At 64.6% G+C, this 12,930-nt stretch carries 12 protein-coding genes; 7 read left to right on the top strand and 5 right to left on the bottom strand.

The window, feature by feature from the left end:
- The first annotated feature begins 39 nt into the window (after nt 1–39).
- From R5R73_RS03030 to R5R73_RS03020, 3 genes are all read left to right on the top strand, one after another.
- Nucleotides 40–1,353 (top strand): short-chain fatty acid transporter, encoded by a 1,314-nt coding sequence (locus tag R5R73_RS03030; RefSeq protein WP_322528742.1) that lies wholly within the window; start codon nt 40–42, stop codon nt 1,351–1,353.
- A gap of 181 nt (nt 1,354–1,534) precedes the next feature.
- Nucleotides 1,535–2,023 carry an acyl-CoA thioesterase gene (locus tag R5R73_RS03025; protein ID WP_110636613.1) on the top strand — a complete coding sequence of 163 codons (489 nt, stop codon included), beginning with the start codon at nt 1,535–1,537 and terminating at the stop codon, nt 2,021–2,023.
- Between the two features lie 93 nt (nt 2,024–2,116).
- Nucleotides 2,117–3,184 (top strand): ion transporter, encoded by a 1,068-nt coding sequence (locus R5R73_RS03020; RefSeq protein ID WP_322528741.1) that lies wholly within the window; start codon nt 2,117–2,119, stop codon nt 3,182–3,184.
- Nucleotides 3,185–3,223: 39 nt separating this feature from the next.
- On the opposite strand, the gene R5R73_RS03015 is transcribed toward R5R73_RS03020, so the two are convergent.
- Both R5R73_RS03015 and R5R73_RS03010 read right to left on the bottom strand, forming a co-directional pair.
- The gene (locus tag R5R73_RS03015; RefSeq protein WP_322528740.1) at nt 3,224–4,279 is read right to left on the bottom strand and encodes a hypothetical protein; all 1,056 of its coding nucleotides are present in this window, start codon (nt 4,277–4,279) and stop codon (nt 3,224–3,226) included.
- Between the two features lie 133 nt (nt 4,280–4,412).
- A complete protein-coding gene (locus R5R73_RS03010) occupies nt 4,413–4,730 on the bottom strand; it encodes an I78 family peptidase inhibitor (RefSeq protein WP_071232726.1) in 318 nt (105 codons plus the stop codon).
- Nucleotides 4,731–4,958: 228 nt separating this feature from the next.
- On the opposite strand from R5R73_RS03010, the gene R5R73_RS03005 reads away from it, so the two are divergent.
- The 4 genes from R5R73_RS03005 to R5R73_RS02990 are packed head-to-tail and all read left to right on the top strand — an operon-like array spanning nt 4,959 to nt 8,959.
- Nucleotides 4,959–5,900, top strand: coding sequence for an ABC transporter substrate-binding protein (locus R5R73_RS03005; RefSeq protein ID WP_416221213.1), 942 nt, complete (start codon nt 4,959–4,961; stop codon nt 5,898–5,900).
- Between the two features lie 8 nt (nt 5,901–5,908).
- Entirely contained in the window at nt 5,909–7,096 is a 1,188-nt protein-coding gene (locus tag R5R73_RS03000) for an ABC transporter permease (RefSeq protein ID WP_322528739.1), read from the top strand.
- A 31-nt stretch (nt 7,097–7,127) separates the two neighbouring features.
- Entirely contained in the window at nt 7,128–8,195 is a 1,068-nt protein-coding gene (locus R5R73_RS02995; protein WP_322528738.1) for an ABC transporter ATP-binding protein, read from the top strand.
- Nucleotides 8,192–8,959: an ABC transporter permease gene (locus R5R73_RS02990; protein WP_110636559.1), complete on the top strand. Its 768-nt coding sequence runs from the start codon at nt 8,192–8,194 to the stop codon at nt 8,957–8,959. Before R5R73_RS02995 ends, R5R73_RS02990 begins: the two co-directional genes overlap by 4 nt.
- A gap of 86 nt (nt 8,960–9,045) precedes the next feature.
- Here the strand turns inward: R5R73_RS02990 and R5R73_RS02985 are convergent, their stop codons facing one another.
- The 3 genes from R5R73_RS02985 to R5R73_RS02975 form a co-directional block, all read right to left on the bottom strand.
- Entirely contained in the window at nt 9,046–9,810 is a 765-nt protein-coding gene (locus R5R73_RS02985; protein WP_322528737.1) for a 3-oxoacyl-ACP reductase FabG, read from the bottom strand.
- 85 nt (nt 9,811–9,895) lie between these two features.
- Nucleotides 9,896–10,183, bottom strand: coding sequence for a hypothetical protein (locus tag R5R73_RS02980; RefSeq protein ID WP_322528736.1), 288 nt, complete (start codon nt 10,181–10,183; stop codon nt 9,896–9,898).
- Nucleotides 10,176–12,527 (bottom strand): FdhF/YdeP family oxidoreductase, encoded by a 2,352-nt coding sequence (locus tag R5R73_RS02975; RefSeq protein ID WP_322528735.1) that lies wholly within the window; start codon nt 12,525–12,527, stop codon nt 10,176–10,178. Before R5R73_RS02975 ends, R5R73_RS02980 begins: the two co-directional genes overlap by 8 nt.
- Between the last annotated feature and the right edge of the window lie 403 nt (nt 12,528–12,930).

Below are 12,930 nucleotides of genomic sequence, written 5' to 3'. Positions count from 1 at the left end.
TAGGCTCGCGCTACCTTTTCTCCAACGAGTGACCCCATCATGTTGCAGCGTCTCTCACGCCCGGCGGTCAAGCTGGTCGAGCGCTACCTGCCCGACCCCTACATCTTCGTGTTGCTGCTGACGATCGTCGCGGCGCTGGCGGCGATGCTGTTCGAGCAGCGCTCGCCACTGGCGGTGATGCAGTACTGGGGCGACGGCTTCTGGGGGCTGCTGTCGTTCTCGATGCAGATGCTGCTGGTGCTGGTCACCGGCTTCATGCTCGCCAACTCACCGCCGATCAAGCGCCTGCTGGACAGGCTCGCCGCTACCGCCCGGACGCCTGCCAGCGCGATCATCCTGGTGACTCTGGTTTCTCTCGCCGCCAGTTGGATCAACTGGGGCTTCGGCCTGGTGATCGGCGCGCTGTTCGCCAAGGCGCTGGCGCGACAGATCCGGGTCGACTACCGCCTGCTGATCGCCAGCGCCTATTCCGGCTTCGTCGTCTGGCATGGCGGCCTGGCCGGCTCGATCCCGCTCACCATCGCCACGCCGGGACATTTCAGCGAGGACCAGATCGGGATCATTCCCACCTCGCAGACCATCTTCGCCGGCTACAACCTGATCATCGTCGTCGCGTTGTTCGTGATCATGCCGCTGATCAATCGCTGGATGATGCCGTCGGAGGACGAGAGCGTCTTCGTCAGCCGCGAGCAGCTCGCAGAGCCGGAAAGCCCCGACCGCAACGCCATCGAGCGCCCGGCGGACCGGCTGGAAAACAGCACCCTGCTGTCGATGCTGGTCGGCGTTCCGGGCCTGCTCTATCTGGTTCACTACTTCTTCTTCGCTGGCGGCGGGCTCAACCTCAACAGCGTCAACTTCCTGTTCCTGTCACTCGCCATCGTGCTCCACCGCACGCCGCGCAGCCTGCTCGCGAGTCTCAACGAGGCGATCAAGGGCGGCGCCGGCATCGTGATCCAGTTCCCGTTCTATGCCGGCATCATGGGGATCATGATGCAGTCCGGCCTGGCACAGTCGCTCTCCGAGCTGTTCGTTGCCATCGCCAATGCCGATACTCTGCCGTTCTGGTCTTTCATCAGCGCCGGCATCGTCAACCTGTTCGTCCCTTCCGGCGGCGGCCAGTGGGCGGTGCAGGCGCCGGTCATGCTGCCTGCCGCCGAAGCGCTGGGCGCCGATGTCTCGCGCGTGGCGATGGGCGTCGCCTGGGGCGATGCGTGGACCAATCTGCTGCAGCCGTTCTGGGCGCTGCCGGTGCTGGCCATCGCCGGGCTCAATGCCAAGGACATCATGGGATTCTGTCTGATCCAGCTGGTGGTCACGGGGGTGGTGATCGGCCTTGGGTTGACCCTGCTCTAGGTTCCGCCGAAAGCGGCCTGCATGAACCCGGTCGGCGGTTCGACTATCGAGCCGATTGATGGGCAGTCGCGGTGAAACGTGTTACATCTGGCGCACAATCATTCCTGTACTGGATTTGTCTGCACTGGATTCCGAGGATACCGTGACGCCCGATGACCTGCCTCGTCAGCACGAGCTGTCGATGACCGTACTCATGACCCCCGACATGGCCAACTTCAGTGGCAAGGTGCATGGCGGGGCGATTCTCAAGAAACTCGATGAAGTCGCCTACGCCTGTGCCAGCCGCTATGCCGGCAGCTACGTGGTGACGCTTTCCGTCGACCAGGTGCTGTTCAAGCAGCCGATCCACGTCGGCGAGCTGGTCACCTTCCTGGCGATGATCAATCATGTCGGCCGCTCGTCGATGGAAGTCGGCATCAAGGTGCTGGCGGAATCGATCCAGGAGCGGGTGATCCGACACACCAACAGCTGCTACCTGACCATGGTCGCCGTCGACAGCAGCGGCAAACCGGTCCCCGTGCCGGCGCTGGAATTGAAGACACCGCTGCAGAAGCTACGCTTCGAGAAGGCCGCGTTACGCAAGAAACTGCGCAAGCAGGAAGCGGAAGAAGAACGTAACGCCATGGCCGAACACCTCAAGGCGTACCCGAGCGGCCAGCTCGACGGCTAGACCGGCGCCGTCCCTGCCTGACGACGCCTGAATGGCGCTTCAATCGTGCCATCAATGCACCTCGACCACAGCCCCTGCGAACAAGGACGTTCGATGCCTGAGACCCGCTCCCGCCAACCCCGCGCCACACGGCGGCTCAGCCTCCTCAGCGAGCGGATGCTGATGATCTGGGATTTCGCCGTCGTCATCCTGGTGGCGATCAACTTGGCGTTGCTGCTGTTCGACAGCCTGTTCCTGATTCCGCCGCTCAATGCCGCCTTCGCTGCCGTGGCGCCGGGTCTGCACGACGCCTACGCGTCGACCATCCGGGCCAATTTCTTCGAGATCGACCTCTGTTTCGTCGCCATCTTCATGCTCGACGTGCTGCTGGGCTGGGCGATCGCCATCGCCCAACGGCGCTATGCCCGGTGGTTCTTCTATCCGTTCGTGCACTGGTATGACGTGCTCGGCTGCATTCCGCTGGCCGGCTTCCGGCTGCTGCGCGTGCTGCGTATCATCTCGCTGTTGATACGTCTGCAGCGCCTGGGCGTGATCGACATCACCCGCTGGCGCCTCTATCGCTTCTACCGTACCTACTACGGGGTGCTGATGGAGGAGATTTCCGATCGCGTCGCCATCAACCTGCTCGGTGACATACAGGACGAGATCCGCAACAGCGAACACCTGACCCAGCGTATTTCGACCGAGGTGATCCAGCCGCGCAAGGCTGCGCTGGTCGACGAGATCGCCGCACGCCTGGAGCGAACGATCGACAAGGGCTATGCGGAGAATCATCAGCAGGTTCACCGCTACGTCGCCGCGCTGGTGAGCAGAACGATGGCGGAGAACGACGAGCTGCGTCGCCTGCGCAGCCTACCCATGGGCGACGCCGTCGCCGAGGGTATCGAGCGCAGCCTGAGCGACATCGCCAGCCGCGTGGTCCACGAGGCCGTCGACGGCCTGCGTTCGCCCCACTTCCACTCGCTGATGACCGATCTGGTCGGCAGCGGCGTCGATGCCTGGCTCCAGGTCGACGACAGGACCGACAAGGTCACCCAGCAGGTACTGATCGACATGCTGGAACTGCTCAAAGAGCAGGTCGCCGTGAAGCGCTGGAAAAGCGAGCTCAGCGAGCCTCGGACACGGCACGACGCTCGTCCGAGTCGCGAGCCCGGCGCCTGACCTGGTCGGTCAGGCGTCAGACCGTCGGCGCCTTCGGCGTCACTCGATGATCCGCAGCACGGTATAGGGCGCCTCGCACGCTTCCCGTGCGTCACGCTCGTCGATCCGCCCCAGGGTCATGTCGCGGTCGTTGTCGTAAGCCACGAACAGCCGCTCGGTATCGAGCACCGCCAGCCCCTCCGCCTTGTGCTCGAACTCCAGCACCTCGCCATGGGCGTCCTCGACGATCGACGGGCTGACGCCGCGAGTCAGATCGGCCAGCGGCATCGACCACAGATAGCCACCGGTCTGCTCACCCGCCTCGTCCTCGATCTCGAAACTCGCCATCAGGTAGAGGCGATCGTTGTAGGGGTCGTACTCGAGACTCGAAAGCCCGCAGACATGACGAACGCCAGCGTACTCCGAGGGCTCGAAGCGATAGCGCTCGCAAAGCTTGTCGACGAACTCGAGGTTGCCGTCGGCCGTCATGCGGTAGTGAACGCCCACCAAGCGTGCCACGTACTCGAAATCGTCGTAGGCCTGACCCTGTTCGCGCACGCCGAACAGCAGCAGACCATCGCACTTTTCGCCAAGGTCGGTCAGCGCCGGGACCGCCGCCAGCCCTTCGATCTTGTAATACGGCAGGCCGATCGCTTCATCGAGCTTGCGCCGCAACTCCAGCGAGCCCCCGACGCCGTCGCGCGGATCCGGGTCCACGACCTGGACGCGATCCGGCTCGCCCACCGGCCAGACCAGCAGATGGTTGTAGGCATTGAGCGCGTGACTCTCGTCGTCGATGCGGTCGAAGCCGGTCGTCGCCAGGATATAGCGACCATCGACGGTCAGGGCGAAATCCTCGTACTTGACCGCGTGCCGGATGGCATCCGCGGTCAGGTACTGGATACTGTCCGGATCCGGCAAGCCATCGATCAACTCGAAAGCGAACGCCGCGGAACGCTCGTCGCCGGGGATCGGCTTGTCGCTGGCCAGAATCAGACGCTCGCCGTCGAAGACCACGGCCGAGACTTCGACGTTGACCAGCGAGCCGTTTTCGTACTTCAGCCCGCGAGGAAAGCAGTGCAGCGTGCCTTCGTTGAGGATCTCGGTGCGTAACATGGGGTCTCCTTTGAATGCTGCGGCAACGTCTTTCGAGAGGCTGTCCGATCTGCCGGAGCGCCACTGGCTGGCAGATTCCTGAAACGTCGAGGGCCGGTCTTTGGCCGGCCCTCGAAATATTCCTTTCTAGCGCTTAACCACAGGTGATATCCGTGATCATGCGCTGATCGTCGACCTTGATGTTGAGTCGTTCTGAACGATAATCCATCGTGTAAGCCTTGCCAGGTTCCATGACCCGGATCTCGGCGGCACGCGAGCGATCCGCGATATGCGCCTGCAGATCGTCCGTCAGGATCTGCCCTACCAGACTGCCGACGGTCTGGGCACCGCAGGCATCTTCGGGAACCGGCTTCACGTCCGGCGGCCGAGGCGCCTCGTCGGGCTTGGGCGCGGTGCTGCAACCCGCCAGTAGAAAACCGCTCACGATCAACGCCGCACCAGGAAACTTCATGTCCTACTCCTCATTGGATCCACTTCGGATGAATCCATCCTAGCAGCTAGCGCCAGGCTCGGCATCGGCTGGTCGGCCGGGCGCAGTATCGCTAGACTCAAACCTTGGCCTGACCAGGTTCATCATTTGGCCCTCGACAACAGCCGTCCCGGACGGACGCCCACAACAATCGAGTCTGCAAGCTCGACAACCGAGCTTTGGGCTCATCGATCGCAAAGGAACGCCGCCATGTCCCACTCGCTCCCCCGTCTACTCACTTCCGTTGCCGCCGTGGCGATGACCGTCAGCCTGGGCATGAGCCAGGCCATGGCGCAGGACGACCAGCAGCCGATTCGCGTCGCCTCCAAGATCGATACCGAAGGCTCGCTGCTCGGCAACATGATCGTCGACGTACTGGAAAACGCCGACCTGCCGGTGGAGAGCCGTCTGCAGCTCGGCCCGACCAACATCGTGCGCCAGGCGCTGGTGGCCGGCGATATCGATCTCTACCCCGAATACACCGGCAACGGCGCGTTCTTCACCGATACCACCGACGACCCGGCGTGGAAGGACGAGCAGGCAGGCTACGAGAAGATCAAGGCCGCCGACAGTGAAGCGCACCAGCTGGCGTGGCTGACTCCGGCACCCGCCAACAACACCTGGGCGATCGCCGTGCGCCAGGATCTGGCCGATGAAAACGATCTCTCCTCCATGGCCGACTTCGGCCAGTGGGTCAGCGACGGCGGCGAGATCAAGCTGGCCGCCTCGGCGGAATTCGTCGAAAGCGACGCGGCGCTGCCGAGCTTCCAGCGCGCCTATGACTTCACGCTCGGCGAAGACCAGCTGCTGGTGCTCTCCGGCGGCAATACTGCCGCGACGATCCGCGCCGCGGCCGAAGGCACCAGCGGCACCAATGCGGCGATGGTCTACGGCACGGATGGCGCCATTGCCGCCGCCGGGCTCAAGGTGATGGACGATCCCCAGGGCGTGCAGATGGTCTACGAACCGGCTCCTGTGGTGCGCCAGTCGGTACTCGAGTCCTATCCGCAGATCGAGGAGCTGCTGAAACCGGTGTTCGAATCGCTCGACCGTGAAACGCTGCAGACGCTGAACGGCGAGATCCAGGTCGACGGCCTGCCGGCGGATCAGGTCGCCCACGACTATCTCACCGAACAAGGCCTGCTGGACTGAACTCGATCATGGCGTCAGCCGCAAGCCAACGATGGGTCGGCAATCGGGTGCTGATGACGCTGCTCGTCGCCGCGGTCGCCAGCGTCGGGCTGCTGCCCTTCGCCAGTCTCTCGCCCAACCGGCTGGCCTCGGGGCAGTCGGTGATGCTCTGGCAGGCGCTGGCAAGCTGGCAGCTCGCGGCCCTTGCGCTGATCGGGATGGCCCTGCTGATCGCGGCGCTGGCGAAGCCGATGGGGCCACGCGCCTCCCAATGGCTCGCGCTGGCCGCCACGCTGCCGCTGCTGGCGCTCGATTTCTACGGCCTCGGGGATTACGCCCATCGCGCGCTGGTCGACGCCTCGCCGGCGGCTCGCGTTTCCCAGGGCGCGACCTTCTGGATCCTGCTTCTTGTCTCTGCCCTGATCGCCATCGATGCCCTGCAGCGACTGCGTCTCGGCCTGACCCGGCGAGCGCTGTACGGCGCGCTGGCTCTGGCCGTGATCGGCGTCTGTTTCTCCGGTGAACTGCTCGCGCCGCTGTCGATCATGCGCGAGTTCGGCAATCAGGAGGAAAACTTCGTCGACCAGCTCATTCGCCACCTGCTGCTGGTGGGCGGCGCCCTGCTGCCTGCCCTGCTGATCGGCCTGCCGCTGGGACTGCTGGCGAATCGTCGCGCCCGCCTGCGCAACGGCCTGTTCAGCGTGCTCAACGTCTTCCAGACACTACCCTCGATCGCCGTGTTCGGGCTGCTCATCGCGCCGCTCTCGGCGCTCGGCCGCGCCGTGCCGTGGTTGGGCGAGCTGGGTGTGAGCGGCATCGGCGTGGCGCCGGCGATCATCGCGCTGGTGCTCTATTCGCTGCTGCCGATCGTGCGCAACACCTACTCCGGCCTTGCCGGCGTCTCCAGCGGTGCACTGGAAGCGGCTCGCGGCATGGGCATGACGCCACGCCAGATACTGTGGCAGGTGGAGATTCCGCTGGCACTGCCGGTGATCCTCTCGGGGCTTCGTATCGTCACCGTTCAGGCGATCGGCCTGGTGGTGGTCGCCGCGCTGATCGGCGCCGGCGGCTTCGGCGCCTTCATCTTCCAGGGGCTGGGCCAGTACGCCATCGATCTGGTGCTGCTGGGGGCCATCCCGACCATCGTGCTGGCGGTGATCGCCGACTTCGTGCTGCAGATTCTGGTCAGTCTGAGTCGCCCATCCGGCACTCGCTGACGCCGTTTCAGGCACTGATCAGGAAAGATCCATGATTGAATTGCAAGGATTGACCAAGACCTACGCCGGCACGAACGTCGTCGATGACGTCTCGCTGACGTTGGAGACTGGCGAGTTCGGCGTGCTGATCGGGCCATCAGGCTGTGGCAAGTCGACCACGCTGAAGATGATCAATCGCCTGGTCCCCCTGAGCGGCGGCCGCATCATTCTCAATGGCGACGACGTCACCGATCTGCCGGCCGAACAGCTCAGACGGCGGATCGGCTACGCGATTCAGTCGACCGGGCTCTTCCCGCACTGGAGCGTGGCCCAGAACATCGCCACCGTGCCGCAGCTGCTGAAGTGGCCGAAGTCGCGTATCGACGACCGGGTCGACGAGCTGATGGCGATGTTCCATCTCGATCCCGCCGAATTCCGCCACAAGTATCCGCATCAGCTCTCCGGCGGGCAGGCGCAGCGTGTCGGCGTGGCCCGGGCGCTGGCCGCCGATCCGGAAGTGCTGCTGATGGACGAACCCTTCGGCGCGGTCGACCCGCTCACCCGCGAGGTGCTCCAGGCGGAACTCAAGCGCGTCCACCAGCAGACCGGCAAGACCATCGTCTTCGTCACCCACGACATGGACGAGGCGCTGCAGCTCGCGACCCGCATCGCGCTGCTCAACGGCGGCCGGCTGGTACAGTACGACCGCCCGATCGAGATGATGGTGAAGCCTGCGGACGACTTCGTGCGCGAATTCATCGGCCAGGCGGATCTCGGCCTCAAGCTGCTCTCGAGGCGCTGGGTGCATCAATACCAACGGCCACCGAGTCTCGAACACCACGCCACCCTTCCCGGTCTCGATCACTGCTGGCAGCTCGACGACGCCGGCCGGCCGGTTGCCCTCGAAGGCGCGCGGCTGGACGACGACCATGGCATCACGCCGGTCAAGGCCGAGTGGACCGCCACGCCCGAGATGAGCATGAAGGAGGCGCTTTCCCGCATGGTGTGGTATCGCGTGATGGTACTGCCGGTGGTCGACGACGCGGGCAAGCTGATCGGCGAGATCGGCATGCAGGGCATCATGGGGATTCAGGCGGAAGCGGGGAGTGAGGTTTCATGAACGGCGCGATCCACGGGGCACGGCGGCTACGCGCCGCCTCCGCCGGGAACGGGGTGCTGGGCGTACTGATCGTGTTGCTGATCGGCCTGACGCTGGGCATGGGCCAGCTGGAGCCGCTGTTCCGGGCGCTGTTCCCGGACCTCGGCAACCCGCTCTACGCCCGGGACAGCTTCCTCAACCTGATGCTCGCGCACATCGGGCTGGTGCTGATGTCGTCGCTGATTTCGGTGACGATCGGCGTCGCCGCGGGCCTGTTCGTGACCCGCCCGGTCGGGCGCGAGTTCGAGCCGATGGTGTCGTCGCTGGCCGCGATCGGCCAGACCTTCCCGCCCGCCGCGGTACTCGCCATTGCCGTGCCGCTGGCCGGCTTCGGCTTCGCTCCGACCATTATCGCGCTCTCGCTCTACGGCCTGCTGCCGGTGATCCAGAACACCATCGCCGGTCTCGGCACGGTGCCCCGGACCACGCTCGAGGCCGCCCGCGGCAACGGCATGAACCGCTGGCAGATTCTGCGCCGCGTGGAGCTGCCCCTGGCGATGCCGGTGATCATCGCCGGCATTCGCATTTCGGTGATCGTCAACATCGGCACCGCCACCATCGGCTCCACCGTCGGCGCCAAGAGCCTCGGTACGCCGCTGATCGCCGGGCTGGTCGGCAACAACCTGGCCTACGTCATCCAGGGCGCGCTGCTGGTCGGCCTGCTGGCGATCGTCACCGACCTGCTGTTCGAGCGGCTGGAGCGGCGTTATTCGTTTGGCGGCTGAACTTGGCCTCGGCGACTGAACTTAGCCAAAGCCCTTAGCCACAGCCCTTAGCCAAAGCCCTTAGCCAAAGCCCTTAGCCAAAGCCCTTAGCCAAAGTACTGGGCGCCGTTGATATCGACGATGGTGCCGGAGACGAACGCGGCGCCGTCGCTCGCCAGCCAGGCTGCCGCCGAGGCGACGTCCTCGGGCAGACCGGCGCGCCCGGCGGGGATCGTCTCGATGGTGGCGCGCTTGGATTCGTCGGTGGTGAAGGTCGCATGGAACGGCGTCGCCTCGATGAAGCCCGGCGCCAGCGCATTGACCGTGATGCCTCGGCCAGCCACTTCCTTGGCCAGCCCGCGGGTGAAGCCGAACAGCGCCGCCTTGGCGGTGGCGTAGGCCGTCGCACCGGGATGGCCGCCGTTGCGTCCGGCCAGCGACGACACCGTGACGATGCGCCCGCTGCCATCGCGGAACAGCGGCAGCAGATGGTGGGTGACCAGGAAAACCGAATCCATGTTGAGCGCCTGCACCTGGCGCCACAGCGAGAACGGCATCTCCTCGATGGTCGAGCGCTGAATCAACCCGCCGGCGTTGTTGATCAGGATATCGATACCGCCGACTTCCTCTTTCAGCCAGCTCGCGAAGCTCTCGACGGCCGCTTCGTCGGTAACGTCCAGCGGCTGGGCCAGCGCCGTTTCACCGCTGCTGGACGTCAGCGCCGCCAGCGCTTCTGAATCAGGCTCGTGAGAGCGATAGGTCACCACCACTCGTGCCCCGGCGGCCGCCAGTGCTTTGGCGATAGCATGACCGATACCCACGCCGCCGCCAGTCACCACCGCGACTCGTCCCTGCAGATGATTGTCTGGCATGTAACGCTCCCTCTTCTCCGGTGATCGTGTTTTCTGGCGATCGCGTTCTATGGTGATCGCGACAATCGTCGATACCGGCATTGAGTCAGCAAACGGGCAATAAAATCAACCGCAGCGCGGGGCTGGCCCCGCCAGCCGACCGGGTCAGGATCCAGCCGCCGCTTTCGAGTTCGGTCGCGGCGCGTCGGATCAGGGCGTGCTCGATACCCAGACGTCGCGACAGCAGTGCCGAGGAGACACCGCTTTCAGTCGACGCGTCGGATCGACGAAGCGCCACCAGCACCAGGGCTGCCAGCGGCTCGAGCTGGGGATGCTCGACCTGCAGCGTCTGCCACTGGCGCTGCAGGTCGACCAGGTCAGGAAGCTCAGGCAAGCCGCGTGCTCGCCTCGAGTCTGACGGCGACCGACTTGGAGGCCGGCGTGTGGCTGAAGTCGCCCTTGTGGTCGAGCGGGATCAGCGGATTGGTCTCGGGATAGTAGGCAGCGGCGCAGCCCTGGGGCGTGTCGTAGGCGATGATCTTGAAACCCTCGACGCGCCGCGTCACGCCATCGTCCGATTCACCGATCAGATCGACCCACTGCCCGGCCTCGAAGCCCAGACGCGCGATGTCGTCGCGGTTGAGGAAGAGCACCCGCCGGCCGCCCTCGATGCCGCGATAGCGGTCGTCGTAGCCGTAGACGGTGGTATTGTACTGATCGTGTGAACGCATCGTCTGCAGCGTCAGCCAACCCTCGCGCGAGGCGAGACGCTGGTGCATGACCGCCGTCGGCAGCGCGTCATCGGAAAACTCGGCCTTGCCGGTCGCCGTGCCGAATTCGAGCCGGGCCACCGGGTTGGCGAGCCAGAACCCGCGCGGCGCGCGCACGCGGGCATTGAAGTCGTCGAAACCGGGGATGACCGCAGCGATGTGCTCGCGGATGACGTCGTAATCCTCGCGCATCGCGGCCCAATCGACGCCCTCGTTACCGCGCTCTTCGTTTGCAAACAAGCGTTCGGCGATACCGGTGAGAATCGCGATCTCGGAGCGCAGCGACTTGTCTGCCGGTTTATTGATTCCGGCGGAGCCGTGCACCATGCTCATCGAGTCTTCCACCGTGATCAGCTGCGACTTGCCCGCACTGTTGGCGTCGATCTCGGTACGCCCGATGCAGGGCAGAATCAGCGCCTGCTCGCCGGTGATCAGATGGCTGCGGTTGAGCTTGGTGCTGATGAACGCGGTCAGCCGACAGTTGGCCATCGCCTTCTCGGTGACGACGCTGTCGGAAATCGCGCGGGTGAAGTTGCCTCCCAGACCAATGAATACCTTGCCCGGCTGATCGCGCATCGCCTTGACCGCGGCCACCGAGTCCACGCCGAATTCCTGCGGCATGGGTCGGGCATAACGAGCTTCAAGGGCGTCCAGCAGGGCCTTCGAGGGTTTCTCGAAGATTCCCATGGTGCGATCGCCCTGCACGTTGGAGTGACCGCGAACCGGTGACGGGCCGGCGCCCGGCTTGCCCATGTTGCCACGCAGCATCAGCAGGTTGACGATCTCGCGCACGGTCGCCACGGAGTGCTCGTGTTGGGTGATCCCCATTGCCCAGCAGGCGATGGTGGCGTTGGAGCGCGCGTAGAGCTCGGCAGCCTGTTCCATCTCGTCGCGCGTCATACCGGACTGGGCTTCCAGCGTCGCCCAGTCGGTGGATTCGACACGAGCGCGATAGGCCTCGAAATGAGCGGTATGGGCTGCCAGGAAGTCGTGATCGAGCACGTTCTCTCCGGCAGCATCGCGAGCGAACAGCGCCTTGGCCATACCACGCACTACCGCCATATCACCGCCGAGCTTGGGCCGGAAATAGTGGGAACTGATGCGGTGGCTGCCATTGTGCAGCATTTCGAAGGGCTTCTGCGGGTCGGCGAATTTCTCGAGTCCGCGCTCCTTCAACGTGTTGAAGGTGACGATAGTCGCGCCACGTTCCGCGGCTTCCCGCAGCACGCCCAGCATACGCGGGTGATTGGTGCCGGGGTTCTGGCCGAAGACGAAGATCGCCTCAGCCTTCTCGAAATCTTCCAGCAGCACGCTGCCCTTACCGGTACCCAGCGCCGCGTTCATCGCCGAGCCACTGGCCTCGTGGCACATGTTGGAGCAGTCCGGCAGGTTGTTGGTGCCGTAAAGGCGCGCCAGCAGCTGGAACACGTAGGCGGACTCGTTGCCCGCCTTGCCGGAGGTATAGAAGATGGCGTCGTCCGGCGTGGGCAGCGCCTTGAGCTCGGCGGCGATCATCTCGAGTGCGTCGTCCCAGGCGATCGGCTCGTAGTGGTCGGTGTCGGCGTTGTAGCGCATCGGCTCCACCAGCCGCCCCTGGTCCTCGAGCCGATAGTCGTCCCAGGTCTTCAGTTCGCTGACGCTGTGTCTGGCGAAGAACTCGCGAGTCACACGCTTGGCCGTCGCTTCCCAGGTCACCGCCTTGACGCCGTTTTCGCAGAATTCGAAAGAGGAGCCGTGCTCCGGATCGCCCCAGGCACACCCCGGACAGTCGAAGCCATCCGGCTGGTTGAGCTTGAACAGCGAACGCGCATTGAGGGCCGGCGAACGGCTATGCAACAGATGCTTGCCGACCGACTTCAGCGCGCCCCAGCCGCCCGCCGGGTTGTGATAGTCGAAGATCTTCGCATCCGGCGGGATGATATCGGCGCCGGACGCGTTCTGGCTGGATTCTTGGCGGGGCTGGGACATGTTTCTCCTCCCGGGAAACGATCGGACGACAATCACGAATGCTTGCAGGCTCGGGGCGTGAGCGCAATGACACTCGGTCGTCAATGGTAACAAGTTCGATCAGGAAAACGTCAGGAGCAGGCGTGTTCGGGGTTGGCCGAGCGCGTCTTCGGCTGGCGGCAATGCTTGCTGATCTCGTCTCGAACGATGCTGGCTTTCAACGCTGACCGGATCGACGCTGCCGGCCGACAGGCGATAGGGCGACCTCCAGCGGAGCGCTGACGACACTCGTGCCTCGGAAGCTGTCGAATGCCGAGAAGACGATGAGGGCAACGTCGTATCAGGGGGCCACAGCATAGCATGCAGCAAAATAGTTCGCATGCTCATCGATGTTCATCGACCCTCATCGGTTCCGCCGAACCGT

The organism is Salinicola sp. LHM (assembly GCF_034479735.1).
GTDB classification, from domain to species: domain Bacteria; phylum Pseudomonadota; class Gammaproteobacteria; order Pseudomonadales; family Halomonadaceae; genus Salinicola; species Salinicola salarius.
This window is presented reverse-complemented; position numbering and strand designations above follow the sequence as displayed.